Here is a 23,579-nt window from a genome sequence, read left to right as displayed (position 1 = left end):
TATTTATTCGTCTTAAATGCAAAAAATTAAAGATATGATAAACAACAGGTTACATTGCATACCATTTAATATTTAAACATGTGCAAAATAACTATTACAGTTGATTAATTTTAGGAAATATATGAAGCATTTTCTCTGTGTCGGGTTACTATTAATTACTGGCTGTGCAAGTACAGGAGTCATCCCTATTGGTACAGATTCTTATTTTATTGGCAAAAAAGATGGCACACCTGGGCTAGGAGTATCTTTAGAAAACAAAGCTTCTGTATATAGAGAAGCTAATGACTTTTGTAAAAAAAACAATCAAACGATGATAATTCTGGACGAAAAAACTATACCCGCTATTCCTGCAAGACTAGGTTCTACTGAATTAAAGTTTAGATGTCAAAAAAACTAGGTTTAGTACCTAATAAAAGTTAAATTTAATGAAATATTAAAGATGAAATTAATTTTACGATAGATATTGGTATTTTTTCACCTGAATATTGGCTATCTGACTACAACTTTTCAAATACTAATATCTCTACTTTTTCAACTGAATCTGAATACTTGTCGTTACCAAATTGCTGCATGACCGAATAACGCTGAGATTCGGTATAGCTTAAATGAAAATACACATTTTAATGACTTGAGTAATGAAAGGGTCGAAAATTTAGATGGTAATATTTATCTTTTTTGAAAAGACCAATTCTAAACAAAAACTTATTTATTTTCTTGATAATAACAAAATAATTTTAGGCATTCCTTTTGCTAAATTAATTACTTATGCAGAATATGGATAACTGGACAAAGCTCGAAATGAATATCTGGCTTTAATTCAAAATAAATCACGCAATTTATTCTTGTTTAAGAAAGTACAAGAACTAGCAGCTAAATTTAAAATCAATTAACCAACTGAAGTTTCAATTCAGATCAGCATAGCCACCACGCTCTAAATTTTGTAGAATAGCCCTTTTATTCCTTGGTGCTTTTCAATGACTGCTTGGACTGCTCACGTTACGGTTGCAACTGTTGTCGAAAAAGACGGAAAATTTCTGTTTGTTGAAGAACATACGGAAGGTGTAACACATACCGTGTTCAATCAGCCTGCGGGTCATGTCGAATGTGGCGAAACCATTATTGATGCTGCCATTCGCGAAACCATGGAAGAAACCGGACATACAGTGAATATTGAATCACTGCTTGGTATTTATACCTATACCCCGCCAATGTTTCCAGATCGCACCTATTTCCGTTTCTGCTTTCTAGCAAAATCGATAGCGCATGATGAACATGCAACATTAGATACAGGAATCATTGGCGCAGTCTGGATGACTTTGGATGAACTGAAAGAATCGGCACGTGCACGTAGCCCCTTGGTAATTAAAGCCATTGAAGATGCTCTTTCAGGCAAAAAATACCCTTTATCGCTCATTTACGAGCACCAAAATTCTCCCTTAATTTCAACTTTGGATGCTTAATCCTATGCAACAACGTGTCATCGTCGGTATGTCTGGTGGTGTAGATTCTTCTGTTTCTGCAGCACTTCTTCTTCAACAAGGATATCAGGTTGAAGGACTTTTCATGAAAAACTGGGAAGAAGATGACGGCACGGAATATTGCACGGCTATGGAAGACCTTGCCGATGCGCAAGCTGTTTGCGACAAAATTGGCATCAAACTGCATACCGCCAACTTTGCCATGGAATATTGGGATCGTGTTTTCGAACATTTCCTGGCTGAATATGCTGCCGGTCGTACGCCAAACCCGGATATTTTGTGTAATAAAGAAATCAAATTCCGTGCCTTTCTAGATCATGCGATTAATCTGGGTGCAGACTTTATTGCAACAGGTCATTACTGCCGTCGCGGTGAAACCATGACCAACTCGCGTGGTGAAGAATACGCACCTTTATTACGCGGCTTTGACCAAAACAAAGATCAAACTTATTTCTTACATGCGGTACATGGTCGTGAAATTAACAAGACTTTGTTCCCTGTGGGTGAAATTGAAAAACCGGAAGTTCGTCGTATTGCTGAAGAACTCGGTCTTGCAACAGCGAAGAAAAAAGATTCAACCGGCATTTGCTTTATTGGTGAACGTCGTTTTAATGACTTTTTAAAACAGTATTTACCTGCCCAAGCTGGAAAAATTCTATTAGATACAGGTAAAGAGGTTGGTGAACATCACGGCTTAATGTACTATACGCTCGGTCAACGTGGCGGCATCGGCTTAGGTGGTCTTAAAGGCGAATCTGAAGGTGCATGGTTTGTTCTTTATAAAGATATTGAAAACAACCGCCTCGTCATTGGTCAGGGTCATGAGCATCCACTGATGCAAAGTACTATACTTTGGAGTGAAGCGATTGACTGGGTCGCGGGTGAGCAAGAGATTCCAAAGACTGGTTTCCGTTGCACTGCGAAAACGCGTTATCGCCAACCCGATCAAGATTGTGTTATTTATAAAGATGCCGATATGCCAAATGGTGTACGCGTTGAATTTGACGAGCCGCAACGTGCGGTGACTCCAGGACAAAGTGTAGTGTTCTACGCAGATGAAGTTTGTTTAGGTGGCGGTGTGATTCATCATACCAATGCGCCAAAACCTGATTTTATTTAAAAGGAAGCGATAGGCATGGCTGAGTTACCCTTTCAACAGCCTCAAACTTTGAATGTACGCCAAAACCGTGCTTTGGCGTTGGCAGCTGTGTTTCAATCGACACAGCTGACCCACATGACCGCCATGTCCGGACAGCAGAGTATTGGTGAAAGCGGTAGCTTCTATCTAGAGCAACTCATTAAAGCCAGCCTGAATATCCGCCCTACCGCCAATGAATCCTGCCAAACCTTAGATTTTTTTAATCAACTTGCCGATATTTCCCTCGGTTTAAAAACTTTAGAAAATAGTATTAACCAACCGTTTAACCCCTCTCCCAAATCTCGTTTACCTAAATTATCTAGCGCCAAGTTACCGATGAGCTATGCCATGGCCTTGTTACAGTTAGAGAAAAAAGTTTATAGCAATCCAAAATTTGTGGAAATTATTGAAAAGTCACAACAAAAAATATTAAAGCAACTTTCATTTTTTGATAATAATTATTTACATCCGAGTATTCTTGCCAATCTTGCTCAAACCTATGTCGAAACTGCAGGACAAATTAATCCTCGCATTATGGTCAAAGGCAATGCCCAAGCGTTTAAAGATACTTCTCATACCAACCGTATTCGCGCTTCCCTGTTTACTGGCCTACAACTGGCACACTTATGGCGCCAGATGGGGGGCAGTTCATGGGGCATGATTTTCAGTAAGCGTAAGCTGCTCCAAGATATTCAAGATCTTGCCCGTTTACAGTATCAGGTGGTTTAACTGATGCTGTGCGGGCTTTGTTTTACATAGGGACCGTATATGCTGCAAAAACGATTGAGACAATGAGTATTTTTTTAATGATGCGAGGCATGGTTTGTAAAACTTAGTTGTTCTAAGTGAGCAAAACATAACTAAGTAGCATAAAAAATACTCGAGTCCCGAAGGGTTGAAATTAAAACAATCTCAAACTGTGTTACGAAATTTAAAAATAGTCCCGCTATTCTTTGCATTTCGTGCCCTGTTTGCTCCGTTTTAATTTTCAACGCAACACATTTTTGAAACGTATTCGGCCCCTCAATTCCAAAGTTTAAGGAATCGCTATGAACGCTTTAACCGCACTTTCTCCATTAGATGGACGCTACGCGAGCAAATGTGATGCTCTCCGTCCTTTCCTCTCTGAGTTTGGTTTAATCCATGCTCGTGTGACTGTTGAAGTGCGCTGGTTACAAGCGCTTGCAAACCGTCCTGAAATCACTGAAGTTCCAGCTTTTTCAGCAGCAACCAATGCTGCTCTAGATGCAATCGTGGCTGATTTCTCTGAAGATGATGCAAACCGCATTAAAGATATTGAACGTACCACCAACCACGATGTAAAAGCGGTTGAATACTTTCTTAAAGAAAAAATTGCCCACATTGATGAATTGAAAGATGCTGGTGAATTCATTCACTTTGCATGTACTTCTGAAGACATCAACAACTTGTCGCATGCCTTGATGTTAAAAAATGGTCGTGATGTTCTGGTTGCTTCAATGCAAAGCATCATCGATGCAATTGCAACTTTGGCTGAAACTCACGCTGAACAACCGATGTTGTCTCGTACACATGGTCAAACTGCAAGCCCAACCACTTTGGGTAAAGAAATGGCAAACGTGGCTTACCGCCTTGCACGCCAAATCAAGCAATTTAACCATGTTGAATTGCTCGGTAAAATCAATGGTGCTGTAGGTAACTACAATGCCCATTATTCAGCATATCCAGAAATTAACTGGCCTGCACATTCACAAGCTTTTGTTGAATCTTTAGGTTTAGCTTTCAACCCATACACTACTCAAATTGAACCACATGATTACATGGCGGAACTTTTTGATGCGTTACGTCGCTTCAACACGATTTTGATCGACTTTAACCGTGACGTTTGGGGTTATATCTCTTTAGGTTTCTTCAAACAACGTTTGAAAGAAGGTGAAGTGGGTTCTTCAACTATGCCGCACAAAGTCAACCCGATTGACTTCGAAAACTCTGAAGGTAACTTAGGCTTGGCCAATGCTGTATTGGCTCACTTGGGTGAAAAACTTCCGATTTCTCGCTGGCAACGTGACTTAACTGACTCTACTGTTCTTCGTAACATGGGTGTTGGTTTTGCGCAAAGCTTGATTGCTTTTGAGGCTTGCTTAAAAGGTATTGGCAAATTAGAGCTTAACGCTGCGCGTATTGCTGAAGATTTAGACCATGCTCAAGAAGTATTGGCTGAACCAATTCAAACCGTTATGCGTCGTTATAACGTAGAAAAACCATACGAAAAATTAAAAGCCCTGACTCGTGGTCAAGCGATGACTCGCGAAATGATGGTGAACTTCGTAAATGGTAATGAACTTGAAGCTGTTCCTGCGGCGGATCGTGCACGTTTGGCTGAGATGACACCTGCAACCTATACAGGTAATGCAGCTGAGCAAGCGAAACAAATTAAAGAGTTAATCGCTAAAATCTAATTAAATTTTAGCCAGAAAAAGCGAAGCTTCGGCTTCGCTTTTTTATTATAATTCCACTACTTTATAGTCGAAAACAATAAGATGATTGAATACCAACTCACCTTAAAACACTGGCTTGGTTTAGGTTTTATAACCATTGCCATAGTGATTGCAAGTATTCGTCCTTTAGAATTTGAAGCATATATACTGCATCAGCTCGGCACAGTATTTATGCTCGCTGCCTTGTTGTTTACCCAAAAGAAAATTGGCCTGAGTTTTTACAGTTTTGCGCTCTATCTTATTTTTTTACTGATTCATATTGTAGGAGCACATTACCTGTACTCCTATGTGCCCTATAACGAATGGCTAATTCAACTGTTCAGTTTTGACCTCAATCAATCGATGGGCTGGTCACGCAATATGTATGACCGTTTAGTACATCTTGCATGTGGTTTACTGCTCTACCCCGTGCTACTGCGACTGTTTCATGTATGGCTGCCTGAGGCTAAACCCTTCACGCTGTTTTTATTGGTGGTCCAGTTTATCATGGCCACCAGTTTAATTTATGAATGGCTTGAATGGCTAATTGCCATTGGTTTATCGCCTGAAGATGCTGAAAACTACAACGGCCAGCAGGGTGATGTCTGGGATGCACATATGGATATGCTGCTTGCAACACTTGGGGCTGCAAGCTACGGTCTGCTTCACCTGTGCTGGTGTCGGTATAAAAGCCTAGCTAAAGTACCACAACCAAAAAGCGACCAACACGCCCAGTGACAGAACTAAAGTAAACAGGGTGAACCATGAATGCGATTCTGTCCCCCAAAACATACGCTTTGCCAGCCATTTCTTCAGCAAAACACTATTCAGTATCAGTGCTGCTAAGTGTAGCAATACACTCGCTAAAAACAGATTGGCGAATAATTCATGCACTTCTTTTAAACTGTGGCTCTGCGTATAGTCGGTTAAAAATCCTGCCAGCACAGTTAAGGGCAACAGGCAAAAAACACCCAGTATGCTCAGCTGAAACAGGCTAGAACTGGCTGCTTTTAAAAATGTCGGGGAAAGCCATTGCTGCGGTTGCGCCCAATAGCGCTGTACAAATGGCTTGATCACATGAAATCGTCGATTCACTCCCGAAGGCTGAGTATGGGCAAGTCGAGGAGCAAAAAATTGCCATAAAATTCTTAAGACTAGGCTAATACCGAGTGTATAGCCAAATGCCATATGCACTTGATGCCATTCTTCTGCATCCCCCGTGAGATAAGCCCCAGTAAAGCTCAAAATGATGATGATATGCAAAAATCGAATCAGTAAATCTGTAGAAGATATTGTTGTGTTCTGAGCCATAAAAAACCTTGGTTGACTGTATTTTAGTCGCAGCATAGCAGCTCAAGCTGAGCTGAATATTAAGACACAGTCAAAAAAATGGCGCTCATTAGAGCGCCATTTTAAAATCAGAAGATCAATTTAAATTAAAGCTTAGGATCACGCAGTTGAATGACATTCGCACTCGCTTTTGACAATGTTTCCATGACCCTATTCATCACTGCAGGCACCAAACCATCTGCCATTTGTGCAGCTTGCAAGCCCAGCTTTTCACCCAAAGTTGGTTTACGACGCATATCAAGCACATACACATCATGCTGTGCCAATAAACCCAGCAGATATTCATCTGAGGTTTGCAGTTTATCGACCAAGTTTAATTCAAGCGCATCTTTTCCATACCAATGCTCACCTGTTGCGACTTTTTCAACATTCAGTTGTGGGCGATATTTTTCAACAAAGTGTTTGAACAACTCATGAGTTTGTTGCAATTCCTCTTCAAATTTCGCTTTACCTTCAGCGGTATTTTCGCCAAACATGGTTACGGTACGTTTAAATTCACCTGCGGTATAAAGCTCAAAATCGATATGCTTGTCTTTCAATAAACGGTTGAAGTTGGGCACTTGAGCAACTACACCAATTGAACCCACAACGGCAAATGGCGCAGAAACAATTTCATTGGCAATACACGCCATCATATAACCGCCGCTAGCTGCAACCTTGTCGACGCAAATCGTCAGGTTAAAACCAGCATCACGCAGACGCACCAGTTGTGCAGCCGCCAGACCGTAACCATGCACCATACCACCCGGACTTTCCAGGCGAACAACCACACGGTCACGCCCTGCTTTTGCTGTCGCTAAAATTAGGGTGATTTCTTCACGTAAGCTTTCTACAGCAGATGCAGCGGTATCACCCTTAAAATCGAGTACATAAATTTTTTGATTATTCTTTTTACGTAACTTGGCTTCTTTTGAAAGCTGTTGAGTGAGTTGCAAGAGTTCAAATTTAGATGCTGTGGCTTGCGCAATTTTTTTACGTTGTTCATTTACGCGCGCATTTAAATGGCTGATTCGAATTTCAGCCGGCAATTTAGGGTTATGGAATAACATATAAAATGATTTCTCTAATTGTATCTGCAGTTGTCTTTAACATGAGGTCAAAAGATTGAAAATTCAATATGAATTTTATAAATCATCCAATTGCAGAGATTATTTTCACTTAAGCACTTTAGACAGCAAGACATTTTCCCAGCATAAAAATACATGCCTAAAGATAATCATCGGATAAAAAATAAAGGTTAAATGATGGCTAGCGGAACACGTTGCATTTCGTTTTTAAACAAAAATATTTGATTTAAAAATTGATGATTCAATAAAAAAGAGCCTTTCGGCTCTTTTTCACTACTATCATTTCATTAACCAAAACGACCAGTAATATAAGCTTCAGTCAACTGATGATCTGGCTGAGTGAAGACTTTTTCAGTCGAGTTCACTTCAATCAAATCACCTAGATGGAAGTAAGCCGTACGGTCAGATACACGCGCTGCCTGTTGCATCGAGTGAGTAACAATGGCAATGGTATATTGCGTCGAAAGCTCTGAAATCAGCTCTTCAATTTTTGCCGTTGCAATTGGATCCAGTGCTGAACATGGTTCGTCCATCAAAATCACTTCTGGGCTCACCGCGATAGTACGTGCAATACATAAACGCTGTTGCTGACCACCTGAAAGACCCGTACCCGGTTGGTTTAAACGGTCTTTGACTTCATCCCAAAGACCAGCTTTATGCAAGCTGTTTTCAACAATTTCTTCCAGGTCGTATTTGTCACGCGCCAAACCATGAAGTTTTGGACCATAAGCTACGTTATCAAAAATTGATTTCGGGAAAGGATTTGGTTTTTGGAACACCATGCCGACTTGAGCACGAAGTAATACCACGTCCAGGTTTGGATCATAGATATCTTGGTTATCCAGCATCACTTTACCCGTCACGCGACACGAATCAATGGTGTCATTCATACGGTTTAAAGTACGTAGAAAAGTCGATTTACCACAACCGGATGGACCAATGAAAGCAATCACTTCATTTTCATAGATATTGATATCAATACCTTTAATGGCTTCTGCTTGATCATAGTAAACATGGACATCCGAAGTGCTTATTTTAACATTGGATGTTTGGTTTTCTTTTTTAGCCGAAGGATGGGTATCAAATTGCGAAACAAATGAAGTGCCTTGACGTTTGTTATCTACTTCGGGTGAGGTAAATTGTTTCTGATCTTGATTCACGGATTCATCCTGCTCTAAGGAATTTGTTTTTGACATCGCTGTTACAGTATTCATATATTGCCCTTTCCTACCAGCGTACTTCAAATTTCTTACGTAACCATATTGCCAGACTATTTAAGCCCACCATCAGTGCAAGTAAGACAATAATTGCAGCAGCGGTACGTCCTTCGAAGAAGTTACGTAATTCATTGCCCTGCCATAAGAAAATTTGTACCGGTAATGCTGTGGATTGATCCAATGGTGAAGCCGGAATACTCGCAACAAAGGCACTCATACCAATCAGGAGCAGCGGTGCTGTTTCACCTAAGGCTTGTGCCACACCAATAATTGCACCGGTTAAGATACCCGGTATCGCCAATGGCAATACATGGTGAAATACCGTTTGTACTCGAGAAGCACCCAAGCCCAATGCCGCCTGACGAATCGATGGAGGTACAGCTTTAAGCGATGCACGTGTGGTAATAATCACGGTTGGAAGTGTCATCAGACTGAGTACCAGACCACCGACCAAAGGCGCAGAAATCGGTAACTGCATCCAGCCAATAAAAATGGCAGCACCCAGCAGACCAAATACGATGGATGGTACAGCTGCAAGGTTATTGATATTCACTTCCACGACATCAGTAATGAAATTTTTCGGTGCAAATTCTTCCAGATAAATGGCAGATGCCACACCAATTGGAATCGAGATAAAAATCACGATCAACATCATGAACAATGAGCCCATGAATGCGCCGGCCAAACCAGAAGTTGCTGGAGAACTACGCGAGTCTGGATTAGTGAAAATATTGGTATTAAAGGTATTTTCAAGCACACCTTTGGCTTTTAAATCATCAGCCAGTTGGCGAATTTCCGGGCTTAATTGCTGTTGGTCATCAGGTAATGAGCGATCAATATTTCCTGCTAACCATACATCAACATTGGCATCGGCCAAAATATTCAAATCTTTCTTTTGACCAACCAATGCTGGATCTGCAAGTACCATATCACGTACACGGTAAGCTTCTGAGCTGGTATACAGACTTGCAAGCTCATCGCGTTTAGACGCAATACTTGGGTCTTTTGCAATTAATCCGTTCACGATTAAAGCATCCCAATCAACCATCCCCATTTCAGTTTGCCAAGCGATAAAGCGCTCTTGAAAATGGGCAGGAGATTCGCCTGCTTTTTTGATAGGCTTCGCACCCACATTAATTATAGTCGGATCAAAATAGACCGGAACCGTCATACTGGTTTGCCAAAATGCCGGTAAGCCCTTTGCCAGAATACTTCCGAATAGCAGTACCACAAAGAACAGACCGGTAATGACTGCAGAGAAGCCGAATATGCGGAACATTTTTTCTTTGCGATGACGCTTTGCCAAAGAACTACTAATTCTTTGTTTACGTTTTTCGCGCAATTCAGCAGAAACGCGTGGATCACGTGCCTGATCCATGGAAGATGTATTAGAAGTACTCATTCGTATTGCTCGCGATATTTACGCACGATATACAGTGCAACGATGTTCAAACCTAAAGTAATCACAAACAAGGTTAAACCCAATGCAAATGCCACCAATGCTTGTGGGCTGGCAAAGTCGGTATCACCTGTAAGTTGATTGACGATAGTAATGGTCACGGTTGAAATCGCTTCCAACGGATTAGCATGCAGTAATGGACTATTCCCTGCCGCCAGAACCACGATCATGGTTTCACCAATGGCACGAGATGCTGCAAGTAAAAATGCACCAATAATGCCCGGCAAGGCTGCAGGTAACACTACCTGACGAATGGTTTCCGACTTGGTTGCACCGAGTCCTAAAGAACCATCACGTAGCGAGCGAGGTACCTGGGTAATAATGTCATCTGAAAGTGAAGATACAAACGGGATAATCATAATCCCCATCACGAAACCTGCGGTTAAGGCACTGGTGGCATTAATTTCTAGCCCAATGCTTGCTCCAAGCATTTTAAAGAATGGACCAATAATCATTAATGCAAACACACCATAAACGATGGTCGGAATGCCGGCTAGAACTTCAATCGCCGGTTTTGCCCAAGAGCGAAAGCCAGAGGATGCATATTCAGCCAAATAGATTGCAATCATCAAACCAACTGGTACTGCAACTAATAAAGCGATACCACTGACCATCAGCGTGCCCCAAAGCAGCGGCAACAGGCCATAACTTCCTTCGGCATTTCCTGATGTACTAAAACCCGGATTCCATTCTGTACCAAAGAAGAAATCGAGTGGACTGACGAAGTTAAAGAAGCGCATGGCTTCACTAAACATCGACATCACAATACCGATGGTGGTTAAAATTGCTACACCAGAACATAAGGCTAAAGCCACATTAATGGTTTTTTCAACTTGGTTACGTGCACGATATTGTTGTGCTACACGTTTTTTTGCCAAAACCAGACCCGCTAAAGCGGCACAGATCACCACGGCCAATTTAGCAAAAGAACTAATGTTTTCAATTCTTGATAACTGTTGTGCTGCGGCAATTTCATAGGCTGCAGCTTTATCACTGACCCCAAAACCAGAGGCAATGGCCTGAACACGGTCAATCACAACTTCCATGCCAGATTGATCTAATGTTGCTGCAATATTTGCAGGTATATTATTTAAAATCACATGTCGTAAAATATTCGGTTCGACAATGTTCCAAACCAGTAAAATTAAAAAAGCAGGGATACCACACCATAAAGCCACCAACGCACCGTAATATCCAGGTCGAGAGTGCAACTTCGCAGAGTTATTTCCCTTACCTGCCAGGCTACGGCTTTTAGATAACCCGATTTGATAGGCTACGGCAATCAATGCCAATAACACACCTATGAGTAGCAGATTCATGTATTCTCCGGCATTTTTTCAATTTTCATGCTTTGAAAAAACCTTGTCTATGCAAAAAAGCTGATGCTAGAAATTCTCTAGCACCAGCTCGTTCATTTCTAATTACTTAACTGCTTTACCAGCTTTTAAAGCTGCAAGAATTTTTGCGCGTTCTTTATCAGACATTGAAATCAGACCCGCTTTTTCCAACTTAGAACCTTTACCTGAAACTTTCTTACTTAAGAAGTATTCAGAATATTGTTGTAAGCCTTTGATTGATTTAAGGTGCTCACCTTTCACGTAGAAGTACAATGGACGTGATACTGGGTAAGAACCATTCAGAATCGTTTTTTCTGATGGCACAACATTGTTTACTGTCGCTACACGTAATTTGTCACGGTTTTGATCATAGAAACCTAGACCAAATACGCCTACCGCACTTGGAGAAGTTTTTAAACGTGCCAGTGTTTCAGTATAGTCGCCTGCAATTTCAATCACTTTGCCGTCTTTACGGAAAGTAGAACATGCTTTCTTCTGTGCATCTTTGTCTAAATTTTTGAAATATGCGTAAGATTCACAACCTGCTTCAACCATTTTTTCTTGGAACACTTCACGTGTACCATGGTTAGATGCTGGAATTACCAATGTAATTGGTTCATTTGGAAGTGCTTTATCAATTTGGTTCCAACGTGTATACGGGTTTGCAACCAATTTACCGTTTGACGGTAATTCTGCTGCAAGCGCTGCAAATACATGTTGTGGGCGTAATTTATAAGACGCTTTCTTTGAATTAGACGCAAATACAATACCGTCATAACCCACTTTAATTTCAATCACTTGATTCACGCCTGCTTTTTTACATGCAGCTAATTCAGAATCTTTAATTTTACGAGATGCATTGGCGATGTCGATGGTGTTGTCACCCACGCCTTGACAGAATTGCTTCAAACCGCCAGATGTACCACCAGAACCTACAACAGGTGTTTTAAACTGTGGAAAAGTGTTACCAAATTCTTCTGCTACAATACTTGCGTAAGGTAGAACAGTTGAAGAACCAGCGATCTGGATGGTGTCACGAGCTGCATTTGCTGTTGTTGCTACAGCTGCCCCTGAAACTACTAAAGCAAGTGCGATGTGATTTAAGCGCATTCTCTTCTCTCTTCATTAGATGCAATTTTGAAGTACGCTACTTTTTTATAAAGTTTTGTACTTTTTCGATAGCTGCATTTTGATTTTATAATATGACAAAGAAGTTACAGCTATGTGACGTTTTAATGATAATTAAAAAAGTCTTTTTTTTATAATTATAAATTTATATAAATCAATAAATAACATCACATTTAATCTGATAATTTTTTTATTTTTACAGCATTATAATTGTAATAATTCATTTACTGTCATCAAAAATCATTGCTTATTATTCAAGCATTGATTTATGTATCCCATCATTTTGATAAATTTACTTCATATCTATTTTATTTTTTGAACTTACAAAGAGTGTCTGATTAAATTTTTACTGACAAAGAAAAAGTCTAAAAAACCTCTTTTAATAACACCCTGACCTTAGTCGATTGCTGCTGCCCATATCCCCTACCTAAATGAAACCATGACGACTTATGTTCATTTCCTTTATTTGATTTTCAAAATTGCCTCACTGTTCTAATTTTTGCAATCACCAATCAAGTTAATTGAAATTTCATAGAATGGAGTGCTGTTTTATATTCAAACTCAAGATCAAGAAAAAAAGATTCAGTTATGAATAGTAAAAATATTACCACTTTTAATCCTGATTTACCCGTACATATGACGTTTGAGGAACATGATTGGCATTTATTAGCGCAACATTGGTATCCGATTGCTCTAGCCCGTAATATTACCGATCAGCCGCTGGGAACCACGTTACTGGATATGCCACTGGTGATTTATAAAATGAATGGTGAGTTAATTGTTGCCAAAGATGCCTGCCCTCACCGGGGTGTCCCTTTAAGCTTGGGGAAAAATGATGGTCAAGGTGTAGTCTGTCGTTATCATGGTTTACGATTTGGTAGTGAAGGCAAATGCAACCGTATTCCAGCACATCCTCAACACAAGATTTCAGCTCGCTTTAATCTAAAAACTTATGCTGCGGTGGAACGTTATGGTTTGATTTGGTGTTCGCTGACTGCAGCAAAAGATGCTGAACCCAATATTCCAGTCATGCCCTTTTGGGATGATGCTGAATACCAGCAACTAGTCTGCCCCCAAGTAGACATTAACTGCTTTGCAGGAAGACAGCTCGAAGGCTTTATTGATGTGGCTCATTTTGCCTGGGTGCATCCAGATACTTTTGGCGATCCGGACAATGTGGAAGTACCAGACTATACAACGACTGAAACCGATTATGGCTTTTCTGCAGATTATATCAGTGGTGTTGGACGTTATCCGATTGGACTAGATCAACGTGGTCAGCAAGATTTTAAATGGCTCAGACATTTTGAAATCAGCTTACCCTTTACCGCAACTTTAACCATTCATTTTCCCAACGATGCACGACAAGTCATTATGAATGCAGCATCTCCCATGACAGCGCGGTCGACACGGCTATTTGCACCGATTTGCCGTAATTATGACAAAGATTTACCAGTTGAAGATGCTTATGAGTTTAATTTAAAAATTTTTGAGGAAGATCGTTTAATCGTAGAAAATCAAAAGCCTGAATATCTACCACTGGATTTATCATTAGAAGCTCACTTTCCAGCAGATCGCAGTTCAAGTATGTATCGAAAACTACTGAGGAAAATGGGGTTTAGTCCGCTCTTTGCGGCCTAGATTTCTACGAGTATCAATCAATCTTAAAATGATTTCAAAAGGAAGTTCCTTAAGTGCAACAAAGGATTTTTGCTACTTTTCATCCTTAAAAAGCAAGGCACCCTCTAAGTAACTCAATTTAAAAATTTATTCACAATATGAGACGGTGCCGTCGCATAAATTCCTTAAATAGAGCTAAAAGTTAGGCCTACAATAAGAAAAGGAGATCAATTGATCTCCTTTTCTTTAATACAATAAACAACTACATCGATTAGTCGATGGCAGGTTTATATGTACCGGCTTGAATTGGACCTTTGATACGATCAGCCTCTTCTAACACTAAGCGTAAAAGATTCTTCACGTTATCTAAAGTTGCAATAGGGCTAAGTGTAGTCATCTTCAATGATTGAACATCACCCACTTTAGTTACCCCAATATTTGCTTCACCACGTGCAAACAATTCATCTGCCACGTTCTGGTTTAATGTATCAAGCAATTCTGTTGGGTAGCCTTCAGGAATCACACGGAACAATACAGAAGCAAATTGTGGATCAACCAGCAGCTCTAAACCAGCAGTTGCATTGATGTAGTCAGCCACTTCACGGGTCAACTTCACACCATGGTCGATCATTGAACCATAAAGCTCTTCACCGAGTGCCTCAACCGTCATCCACAATTTCAACGCATCAAAACGACGGGTTGTTTGTAATGATTTAGACACCAAGTTTGGAACGCCATGTTCTTCATCATAAGCAGAGTTTAAGTACTCAGCTTCATAATGCATGAAACGGTAGTTCGCTTCATCTTTCAACAAGAACGCGCCACAAGAAATGGTTTGGAAATAATGCTTATGGAAATCAAGTGTCACAGAATCAGACAACTCGATACCATCCAGCATTGTACGGAACTCATTCGAAAGAATCAGTGCCCCACCCCATGCTGCGTCGATGTGCATCCACGCGCCATACTTGTTGGTGATGTCACGAATCGCTTTTAATGGATCGATAGCACCGGCATCGGTTGTACCTGCAGTCGCAACCACACATGCAACGATTTTGCCTTCTGCTTGTAGTTTCGCCATGATTTGCTCGAGAGCAACAACATCCATCTGTGCATTTTCGTTCACAGGAACAGCCACTACAGACTGGAAGCCCATGCCCATCATCGCCATGTTCTTTTGCACAGAGAAATGCGCATTTTCAGAACAAATCACTTTAACGTTACGCATCGCATCCGCAGGGATACCATCACGCTGAACAGACCACGGATTACCGTTTTCGTCTTTCCAGTTTTTCGAGATGCAAGCATCACGTGCAAGCAAAACGCCCATCAAGTTCGATTGCGTACCGCCAGAAGTGAATACACCTGCCTGACCTGCACCATAACCGACTTTTTGACGAAGCCAGTCAATCAGCTGAACTTCCATCAATGAACCGGCAGGGCTTTGATCCCATGAGTCCATAGACTGGTTGGTTGCATTAATCAACACTTCTGCAATTTGGCTCGCGACCATGGTCGGGCAATGCAAATGCGCAAGTGAATTCGGATGATGTACTTTCAAGCTTTTATTTAAGAAAAGCTCAACCATACGCTCAAGAGATTTGTGTAAACCCATCCCTTCTTTTGAAGGATGAAATGCAATTGCACTGCGTAGCTCTTTAATGCTGCCGCCAGTGTACATTTTGTCGTTTTGCAACCATGCTGAAACGGCTTTTACCGCTTCGTCCATTGCTGACTGATAGTCAGCAATAGAACCTGCATCATTGCAGAATAACGCTTTACGGTGTTCTGCAAAATCTACCATGTATTATGCGCCTCGAGTAGCAATAAGCGCTTCAGCAATTGCTTTCTTAAAGCGAGCAATCGCTTCAACACATTCGTCATGCGTGATGATGAGTGGGCAAAGCAAACGAATCACTGTACCGTTACGACCACCTTTTTCAAGCAACAATTTGTTGTCGAAACATGCAGCTTGAATCGCAGCAGCCAATTGAGAATCACCTGGTAATGAACCCATGTGATCGGCTTGTTGGCGTTCATCCACAATTTCAACACCAATCATCAAACCACGGCCACGTACGTTACCGATACATGGGAATTCAACTGCTAATTTTTTCAATTCAGCTTGTAAGAAGTCACCACGCTCTTGTGCATTTTGCGCAAGATTTTGCTCTTTAATGGTTTTGATCGTTGCAAGACCAGTACCCATCGCCAATTGGTTACCACGGAAAGTTCCTGTGTGACCAGCAGGCTGCCAAGCATCAAACTTACGTTTAATACCAAGTACTGCAAGCGGTAAACTACCACCGACTGCTTTTGACATCACCACAACGTCAGGTTCAATCCCTGCATGTTCAAAGGCAAACATTTTACCTGAACGTGCGAAACCGGCTTGAACTTCATCAAGAATAAGCACGATGTTGTGTTTTTCAGTCACTTCACGGATTTTCTTCAACCATTTGGTTGGGGCTGTAACCACACCGCCTTCACCTTGGATTGCTTCAAGAATCACGGCTGCTGGCTTGGTTACACCACTTTCTACATCTTCAATAAAGTTTTCGAAGAAGTAAGTTAAAGCATCTACACCTGCTTCACCGCCAAGACCCAATGGGCAACGGTATTCATGCGGATACGGCATAAACTGTACGCCTGGCATTAAGCCATTTACCGCATTTTTAGCAGACAAGTTACCTGTCATGGCTAAAGCGCCATGCGTCATCCCATGATAGCCACCAGAGAAGCTGATCACAGTACTACGACCTGTATAGGTTTTTGCTAATTTAATTGCTGCTTCTGTACCATCTGCACCAGACGGACCACAGAACTGTAGACAATACTCTTCTTTACCACCAGGTAATTGCTCAAGTAATGCTTCAGTAAAAGCATCTTTTAAAGGCGTTGTTAAATCTAAAGTATGTAATGGCAAGCCACTTGCTAAAGTGTCTTGAATACTTTGGATGACCGCAGGGTGATTATGGCCCAAAGCCAATGTCCCTGCCCCAGCTAAACAATCGAGGTACTCAGTACCTTCAACATCAGTAACCCAGCAGCCTAAGGCTTTTGCTATCGCTAACGGCAATTTACGTGGATAGCTACGAACATTGGATTCCATCTGGCTTTGGCGAGTCAAATAGTATTCGTTAGTAGACTTAGGGGCAGGATTTACAGAAGAAACGCTCATATCGAATTACCATCTCTGATATGGGTTAAAAGAAATAAGTCGGGTGACTTGCGGTCTTTTGACTCGGTGCTTTATAGTTCTAGTTAGACTTCAATTTATTTGTCATAACTAGAGGGCGGATGATACCGAATTTTTCTAAAAAATAAACAACTTTCGGCACTTTATCCGTCCTAATTCATCAAAAAAAATATCAAGCTAATCTAGAGGTTGAATTATCATCTTACATTGTGACAGGGGAAAGAAAACCTCATTTTCTTATGCTTTTATTGGTAAAGTCGTGTAATAAAGTAAAACTTCTTTCAAATTAAGTTATAAGTGTATAATTTTTCTTAAATTTCATAAATAAAAATGGAGGGGATTTTTTGAGCTTGTCTTTACAATACCACAACAAACTCTACTAAAATTCACCATAAACACACTTTAATATCATCAATATAGATTCAAATTTCACTTACAAAAATAGGTCAAAAAAATGCGTTATTTAACTCTCTCAAGTCTGGTTTTAGCCTCTACTTTCAGTGCAACTGCCTTTGCTCAACAAAATGAACAATTGAATTACAACGTCGTCAATGTACAAGCAGAAGCCGCACGCCAAGTGTCAAATGATGAAATGCATGCAGTTTTATACATTGAAAAAAGCCATAAACAACCTGCAGAACTTGCGTCACAAATCACGCAATTAATGAATCAAGCCATGGCTTTAGCCAGAAAATATCCACAGGTTAAAGTAGAAACCGGTTCTCAAACCACTTATCCAATTTATGACAATGACAGCCGCAAGTTAAAAGAATGGCGTGGTCGTGCAGAAATTCAGATTGAAAGTACTAACTTTAAAGCAGCAAGCCAATTGATCGGTGAACTTCAACAAAACTTCCAGACTCAATCGATTAACTTTAACGTTTCAGATGCACAACGTAAAAAAGTTGAGAATGAGCTGATGGTTGAAGCTTCAAAAAACTTCCAGCAACGTGCACAAATGCTCAGCCAAGCCTGGAATAAATCGGGTTATAACCTGGTTAATCTTAATTTGAATACCAGTGGTCAGTACCCACAACCGGTCATGATGCGTGCCAACATGGCGAAATTTTCAGGTGCTGAAGCTGTCGATGCTCAAGACGTAGCAGCGGGTGAATCTAAAATCACCGTGAACGCCAATGGGTCGATTCAATTTAAATAACCCAAATCTCGGATAAGAAATTGACTTGAAAAATAGAAGGACTAGAACCATCAGTTGAGTTACCACACAAAACTCACAACTCTAGTCCTTATATTTAATAGCACCGAATTATTCTGTGTAGTTGACGATTTCTTTCTAAAGTTTGAGTCCATTTACTGGAAGTTTCTCAAACAGCATCATCACTGTATAAAAATTCGAACTACTTAGCTGAGTCTTTCAGAAATTATTTTTATTGCGATTTGGTATAAATTTTCACATTTCAATAAATTCAAAGCATTTTTTACGTCATTAAAACAAGATAAAAGTCTACATTGGTACCAGCGCATGATCCACTTGATGAATAGCCATCAACTTGCTTTATATGCCTTACATTTTACTTTGATGAAAGGTCATCAAAGTAATTATTCCAACTATTCGAGTAATGGAATCATTGGCTTAAACAGGATTCGGGCTACTTAGATGCTTTTATCCCATCAGATCAGCTAAAATCTTTGCAAAACCTCTTTTCTTGCAAAATCATCTTTTTTCTCATCAGAGACGCTAACTTTCATTCTAATTTTAAAAATCCTGATCTTTCACTTGACCATCTGCCATTTCAATTGCAACATGAATGAAAGACCATCACGATTGTATTTAGCTATGTCATATCACTATCACGATGAAAATATTGTAAAAAGCTTACCTGAAGATACTGTGTTTGTTTTTGGCAGCAATATGGCAGGACAGCATGCAGGTGGAGCTGCACGTACTGCGCTTGAGCACTTTGGTGCAATGACAGGTGTAGGTCGCGGTTGGTCCGGGCAAAGCTATGCCATTCCGACCATGAACGAGCATTTGCAACAAATGCCCTTGTCGCAAATTCAGCACTATATTGATGATTTCAAGATTTACACCAAAAACCATCCCAAGATGACCTATTTTATCACCTCAATTGGTTGTGGGATCGCAGGCTATAAAACCGAAGAAATTGCGCCTATGTTCAAAGGCATTTCACATAATGTAATTTTCCCAAGTTCGTTCCGTCCTTTTGTCGAAAGAGCTTTACCCAAGCTGACCCGGCATTTCTTAAGAACTGTTTTTAACGATGATGTGATTTTTTCAACCCGTGATGATGACGTTGTTACCGGTCTGGATTTATCTGAAAATGAAAAAAGTGCCGCAAGAATTATTTTAAATACGCAAATCTACCCAACCGACAGCAATGGCCGTGATCGTAGTTTTGAAATTTCAGATATTTTACATGTTCTAAATGGCAAAATATTTGAATGGCAAAGTAACTCTGAAGGCCCGATGATGTTTGGCGGTGTGATTTTAGCTTTACTCGAACTGTACAATATTAATGAAAAAGATTTTATTGATGTTTGGCAAGGTGAACGGGAAATTCCTGCACCTAAACCTGAAAATAAAGCACGCAAAAAAAGTCGTTAATTTTAATATTTCTTTTTAAAAAGCCAATTTCCGAATTGGCTTTTTTTAGCTCTGCTGAATTGTAATTCGTGACATAACCACCATTAAGCAAAAATATTATTTTACTTATCACATTATTTCCAAATTATTTTTTTCACTCTATACTTCATTCTTAAACTTAAATAAAAAATAAGAGCTGCTTGAATGGAAATGCTGGACTCCCCCTTTTTCGAACTATCTCCCATTGCAATGTGGCTTGAAGACTATAGTGAAGTTAAAAAACAATTTGATATTTGGCGTGAACAGGGTGTCCAAGATCTGTTAGATTTTCTACAACAAGATGAATCCCGAATACTTGAATGTGCAAGAAAAATTAAATTATTAAAAGTAAATTCTAAAACCCTGGAACTGTATCAAGCCAAGGACTTTGAACATTTACATCAAAATCTTGATTTAGTCTTTAAAGAAGACATGAGCAAAACCCATGTCAAGGAACTGCTTGCCTTATGGAATGGCGAAACCCAGTTTTCCAATTCCGCGGTGAACTACACCCTGACCGGTGAACGTCTCGATATCCAGCTCAAAGGCATTGTACTGCCGCAACATGAACACGATTTATCATTGTTGTTAATTACGACTGAAGATATTACTGCTTATACCGAAGCCTGCCGTCTTGAAGAAAAAAGCCGACATCTCGCGGAAGCCCGCTTTATTTATTCACCGACCTCACTTTGGGTGGAAGATTTTAGCCGGATCAAAATTAAATTAGATCAATTACGTGATTTAGGTATTGAAGACTTCAGCACTTTTTTAGATGTGCATAATGATTTCGTGCATGAGTGCATCAAAGAGATTTTGATTATTGATGTCAATCAGGCAACACTGGAATTATTTGGCGCACCGAATAAAGAGGTTTTGTTTAAAAACATGCATAAAGTTTTTGCTCAGGAAATGACTCAAACCTTTCGAGAGCAATTAATCGAGCTTTGGAATGGCAATATTCACCATCAGCGTGAAGCCGTGAATTATGCGTTAGATGGCAGCATCCGCCACGTACTGCTGCAATTTACAGTCTTCCCCGATTACCTGGATAATTGGGGAATGGTTCAGGTTGCACTCACCGATATCACCGCGCGTAAAAAAGCTGAAAAGTATCTGGAATATTTAGGTAAGCACGACGTGCTGACCAAACTGTATAACCGTTCTTTTTATACAACTGAATTAAATCAGTTACAACGCAATAGGCAGCATCCCGTATCCTGTATTTTTATGGATATGAATGGATTAAAAGAACTCAATGATCAGTTAGGTCATGATGCGGGTGATAGCTTATTACAACGCATGGGCAACGTATTAAACCAGGTGGTTCATCAAACCCTTTATTCTGCCTGCCGGATTGGTGGGCGATGAGTTTGTCATATTGTTGCCGGGTGCTGATGAAGCAGCGCTACAAAACTGTTTGCAAAGCCTGCAAGAACTTTTATTGGTAGATAACCAATTTTATTCCAATCAACCGATTAGCCTATCCATGGGTTATGCGACCAATCATCTCGATGAACGCATGGAAGATATGCTAAAACGGGCTGACATGGCCATGTATCAGGACAAAAGAAATCATTATCTTAAGCATAATAGAAGAAAACCAATACTTAATGATCTTTAATCATGCAAAGTGTAATACCCAAATAAAAAAGCCATGGCAAAAACCATGGCTTTTTTATTTGAAAACTTAACGCTTACCCATCGAACGGCGTGTGCCACGAGGTGGCATCCAGGTGCGATCAGCATAGCGCTGCGGACGTGGACGTAATTCCTCTAACACTTCATCCGTATTTTGCTCAGTCTCTTTTTTTACAGGAAAAGGCAAATTGACCAATGGTTTTTTCTTGGGAGTATTTTGGGTGCTCATGTGATTCACTCAAGGATTTCTGAGGCATATTGTACGGAAAAATGCCTTTAAGTGCGAGATCGGATTTTTTAAATCGTTTAATGCGCTGTTTTTTGCAAATTCAAACACGTATTTCATCCCGATTGATGCTCAAATTATTCAACAGCAATAAGAGAAATAAAACACTCAAAATATTCTAAAAATAGATGAATATTTTCTTAATTATCGAATATTTAACTACATTTAAAACTGATCAATTTTGCAAAAATATTTCTATTACCAATAAGTCAATTAGCTATCTTATTGAAACAAATCATCTAATTATTTACAGGAACACAACCAGACTTATATTTTTTAGCAACATTCAGGTGATTTTTCAATCATATAATCAAAACCAGAAAAAAACTTATAAACGTAAAATGGACATGGAGTCCCTGAATGAACAAGTCGTTATTTTGTATTATGTCGTCTCTTGCTGCTGTACCTGCAATAAGCTATGCCAATTCCCCTTATTTTAGTTTACAAGATGGAGACGGTTTTAAACGCTTTTCTGTTTCTGTCGGCGCGCTACATGTTATGCCGCAAGGTAAAGCCCAACCCTTCCAAGTCAATACTGCAGTTAAAAATGGTGAAGTTTCCAAGAATGGTGATATTCAGGTCGACACCGTCTTAAACAACCTTAATCCGAATGTAAATCAAAAAGCTCTTGCGACTGCATTAGAAGGAATAGGCTTTTTTACCGAAGGTCAGTTGGGAAGCGGACTCAGTGGTAGCTCACAGATTCAGGGACTGGAGGAATGGAATAACTCAGGTACAGGTCTGGAGGCAGATGATGTCATGACCTTGGGGATCATGACCAATTACTTCTTTACTGATCACGTTTCCTTTGAAATGAAAGCCGGTATTCCCCCTAAAGTCGACTTACAGGGTAAAGGCAAAATTTATGCACCTTTTTCTGCTGTGGCCACACCGCAAATTGGTAACTTACCCTTAGAATTTCTCAATATTGATTTGCAAAACGATATTTTTATTACGGATTTAGAAGCTCATGGCGCTGCTGCCACAGCTCGTGCCTGGACACCTGCCTTTGAATTCCAATATCACTTTGGGAAAACCGGTGTTAATAAATTCCGCCCTTATGTCGGTTTAGGCGTGATGTATGCATACTTTAATGAACTGGAAATCAACCCGCGTACCGAACAGGATTTAATTGCAGCCGGTCACATGATTGCCTATATTAAACAAGGTAATGCTGGGGCTTCTCTAGAGGGCAAACTAAGCAAAGCCAATCCTCAAGTGAACCTGGAAGCAACCGATACCATTACACCTATTGCCACCTTAGGTTTTACCTATGACTTTAATGATAAATGGTTCGCGGTCGGTTCAGTCTCCTACGCGCATATGAAAAATGAAACCACGATTACCGTGTCCGATGCGACCCACGGTGCATTAATCCGATCCAAAGCCGAGATTGAGATTAACCCTTTATTGGCTTATGCAGGTGTAGGTATTCGCTTCTAATTTTTTCATTGAGAAAAATGACGGCTTTATGTCGTCTTTTTTTGATTTCATAAAACTTGCTATAATTTAATTTTATCTTTTGTTTAAGTTTTATTGAATCGTTTCCCTTTTCAAAATCGAATAACATAGCGACATCGCAATCGCAGAATGGATGA

Annotated in this window: 19 protein-coding genes and 2 pseudogenes; 12 read left to right on the top strand and 9 right to left on the bottom strand. The window is 40.2% G+C overall.

The features are described 5' to 3' along the window. Positions 1 to 121: 121 nt before the first annotated feature. The 6 genes from HLH18_RS11380 to HLH18_RS11355 all read left to right on the top strand — a co-directional run bounded on the left by HLH18_RS11380 (position 122) and on the right by HLH18_RS11355 (position 5,810). A complete protein-coding gene (locus HLH18_RS11380; RefSeq protein ID WP_171532745.1) occupies positions 122 to 397 on the top strand; it encodes a hypothetical protein in 276 nt (91 codons plus the stop codon). Positions 398 to 974: 577 nt separating this feature from the next. After that, positions 975 to 1,460: an NUDIX hydrolase gene (locus tag HLH18_RS11375; protein ID WP_171546921.1), complete on the top strand. Its 486-nt coding sequence runs from the start codon at positions 975 to 977 to the stop codon at positions 1,458 to 1,460. Positions 1,461 to 1,464: 4 nt separating this feature from the next. Further along, the gene (mnmA, locus tag HLH18_RS11370; RefSeq protein WP_171546920.1) at positions 1,465 to 2,598 is read left to right on the top strand and encodes a tRNA 2-thiouridine(34) synthase MnmA; all 1,134 of its coding nucleotides are present in this window, start codon (positions 1,465 to 1,467) and stop codon (positions 2,596 to 2,598) included. 15 nt (positions 2,599 to 2,613) lie between these two features. Beyond that, on the top strand, positions 2,614 to 3,345 hold the full coding sequence (hflD, locus tag HLH18_RS11365; RefSeq protein WP_171546919.1) for a high frequency lysogenization protein HflD: 732 nt from the start codon (positions 2,614 to 2,616) through the stop codon (positions 3,343 to 3,345). A gap of 320 nt (positions 3,346 to 3,665) precedes the next feature. Beyond that, a complete protein-coding gene (purB, locus tag HLH18_RS11360; RefSeq protein ID WP_171529505.1) occupies positions 3,666 to 5,054 on the top strand; it encodes an adenylosuccinate lyase in 1,389 nt (462 codons plus the stop codon). A gap of 81 nt (positions 5,055 to 5,135) precedes the next feature. Further along, positions 5,136 to 5,810, top strand: a complete 675-nt coding sequence (locus HLH18_RS11355) for a DUF2238 domain-containing protein (RefSeq protein WP_171546918.1) — start codon at positions 5,136 to 5,138, stop codon at positions 5,808 to 5,810. Here HLH18_RS11355 and HLH18_RS11350 read toward each other — a convergent pair. The 6 genes from HLH18_RS11350 to HLH18_RS11325 all read right to left on the bottom strand — a co-directional run bounded on the left by HLH18_RS11350 (position 5,766) and on the right by HLH18_RS11325 (position 12,612). After that, complete coding sequence (locus HLH18_RS11350) at positions 5,766 to 6,383, bottom strand: cytochrome b/b6 domain-containing protein (protein WP_171546917.1); 618 nt, start codon at positions 6,381 to 6,383, stop codon at positions 5,766 to 5,768. The two genes, HLH18_RS11355 and HLH18_RS11350, sit on opposite strands and share 45 nt — an antisense overlap. A 125-nt stretch (positions 6,384 to 6,508) precedes the next feature. Continuing rightward, a complete protein-coding gene (gene sohB / locus HLH18_RS11345; RefSeq protein WP_171546916.1) occupies positions 6,509 to 7,471 on the bottom strand; it encodes a protease SohB in 963 nt (320 codons plus the stop codon). A gap of 305 nt (positions 7,472 to 7,776) precedes the next feature. Continuing rightward, complete coding sequence (pstB, locus tag HLH18_RS11340) at positions 7,777 to 8,703, bottom strand: phosphate ABC transporter ATP-binding protein PstB (protein WP_131286835.1); 927 nt, start codon at positions 8,701 to 8,703, stop codon at positions 7,777 to 7,779. A gap of 13 nt (positions 8,704 to 8,716) precedes the next feature. Continuing rightward, positions 8,717 to 10,108, bottom strand: coding sequence for a phosphate ABC transporter permease PstA (gene pstA / locus HLH18_RS11335; RefSeq protein WP_214647331.1), 1,392 nt, complete (start codon positions 10,106 to 10,108; stop codon positions 8,717 to 8,719). Next, positions 10,105 to 11,484: a phosphate ABC transporter permease subunit PstC gene (gene pstC / locus HLH18_RS11330; RefSeq protein WP_171546915.1), complete on the bottom strand. Its 1,380-nt coding sequence runs from the start codon at positions 11,482 to 11,484 to the stop codon at positions 10,105 to 10,107. Before pstC ends, pstA begins: the two co-directional genes overlap by 4 nt. Positions 11,485 to 11,586: 102 nt before the next feature. After that, the gene (locus HLH18_RS11325) at positions 11,587 to 12,612 is read right to left on the bottom strand and encodes a substrate-binding domain-containing protein (RefSeq protein ID WP_131286841.1); all 1,026 of its coding nucleotides are present in this window, start codon (positions 12,610 to 12,612) and stop codon (positions 11,587 to 11,589) included. 606 nt (positions 12,613 to 13,218) lie between these two features. On the opposite strand from HLH18_RS11325, the gene HLH18_RS11320 reads away from it, so the two are divergent. Continuing rightward, complete coding sequence (locus tag HLH18_RS11320) at positions 13,219 to 14,271, top strand: Rieske 2Fe-2S domain-containing protein (RefSeq protein WP_171546914.1); 1,053 nt, start codon at positions 13,219 to 13,221, stop codon at positions 14,269 to 14,271. Between the two features lie 250 nt (positions 14,272 to 14,521). Here HLH18_RS11320 and HLH18_RS11315 read toward each other — a convergent pair whose 3' ends face one another. Beyond that, on the bottom strand, positions 14,522 to 16,054 hold the full coding sequence (locus HLH18_RS11315) for a pyridoxal phosphate-dependent decarboxylase family protein (RefSeq protein WP_171546913.1): 1,533 nt from the start codon (positions 16,052 to 16,054) through the stop codon (positions 14,522 to 14,524). A gap of 3 nt (positions 16,055 to 16,057) precedes the next feature. Further along, positions 16,058 to 17,431, bottom strand: a complete 1,374-nt coding sequence (locus HLH18_RS11310) for a diaminobutyrate--2-oxoglutarate transaminase (RefSeq protein WP_171546912.1) — start codon at positions 17,429 to 17,431, stop codon at positions 16,058 to 16,060. Positions 17,432 to 17,903: 472 nt separating this feature from the next. Between HLH18_RS11310 and HLH18_RS11305 the strand changes: the two genes are divergently transcribed. The 4 genes and pseudogenes from HLH18_RS11305 to HLH18_RS11290 all read left to right on the top strand — a co-directional run bounded on the left by HLH18_RS11305 (position 17,904) and on the right by HLH18_RS11290 (position 21,678). After that, on the top strand, positions 17,904 to 18,608 hold the full coding sequence (locus tag HLH18_RS11305) for an SIMPL domain-containing protein (RefSeq protein WP_171546911.1): 705 nt from the start codon (positions 17,904 to 17,906) through the stop codon (positions 18,606 to 18,608). Positions 18,609 to 18,698: 90 nt separating this feature from the next. Next, positions 18,699 to 19,013 (top strand): annotated as a pseudogene (locus HLH18_RS11300) (IS982 family transposase); the annotation flags it as partial. Between the two features lie 234 nt (positions 19,014 to 19,247). Beyond that, positions 19,248 to 20,036 (top strand): A1S_2505 family phage non-structural protein, encoded by a 789-nt coding sequence (locus HLH18_RS11295; protein WP_171546910.1) that lies wholly within the window; start codon positions 19,248 to 19,250, stop codon positions 20,034 to 20,036. A gap of 183 nt (positions 20,037 to 20,219) precedes the next feature. Then, positions 20,220 to 21,678: pseudogene (locus HLH18_RS11290) on the top strand (sensor domain-containing diguanylate cyclase). Between the two features lie 66 nt (positions 21,679 to 21,744). On the opposite strand, the gene HLH18_RS11285 reads toward HLH18_RS11290, so the two are convergent. Then, positions 21,745 to 21,924, bottom strand: a complete 180-nt coding sequence (locus tag HLH18_RS11285; protein WP_131286867.1) for a hypothetical protein — start codon at positions 21,922 to 21,924, stop codon at positions 21,745 to 21,747. A gap of 417 nt (positions 21,925 to 22,341) precedes the next feature. On the opposite strand from HLH18_RS11285, the gene HLH18_RS11280 reads away from it, so the two are divergent. After that, complete coding sequence (locus tag HLH18_RS11280) at positions 22,342 to 23,424, top strand: OmpW/AlkL family protein (RefSeq protein WP_171546909.1); 1,083 nt, start codon at positions 22,342 to 22,344, stop codon at positions 23,422 to 23,424. Positions 23,425 to 23,579 lie beyond the last annotated feature (155 nt).

Origin of the sequence: Acinetobacter sp. ANC 5414 (assembly GCF_013004295.1) — a bacterium.
In the GTDB taxonomy this organism is placed as follows: domain Bacteria; phylum Pseudomonadota; class Gammaproteobacteria; order Pseudomonadales; family Moraxellaceae; genus Acinetobacter.
This window is presented reverse-complemented; position numbering and strand designations above follow the sequence as displayed.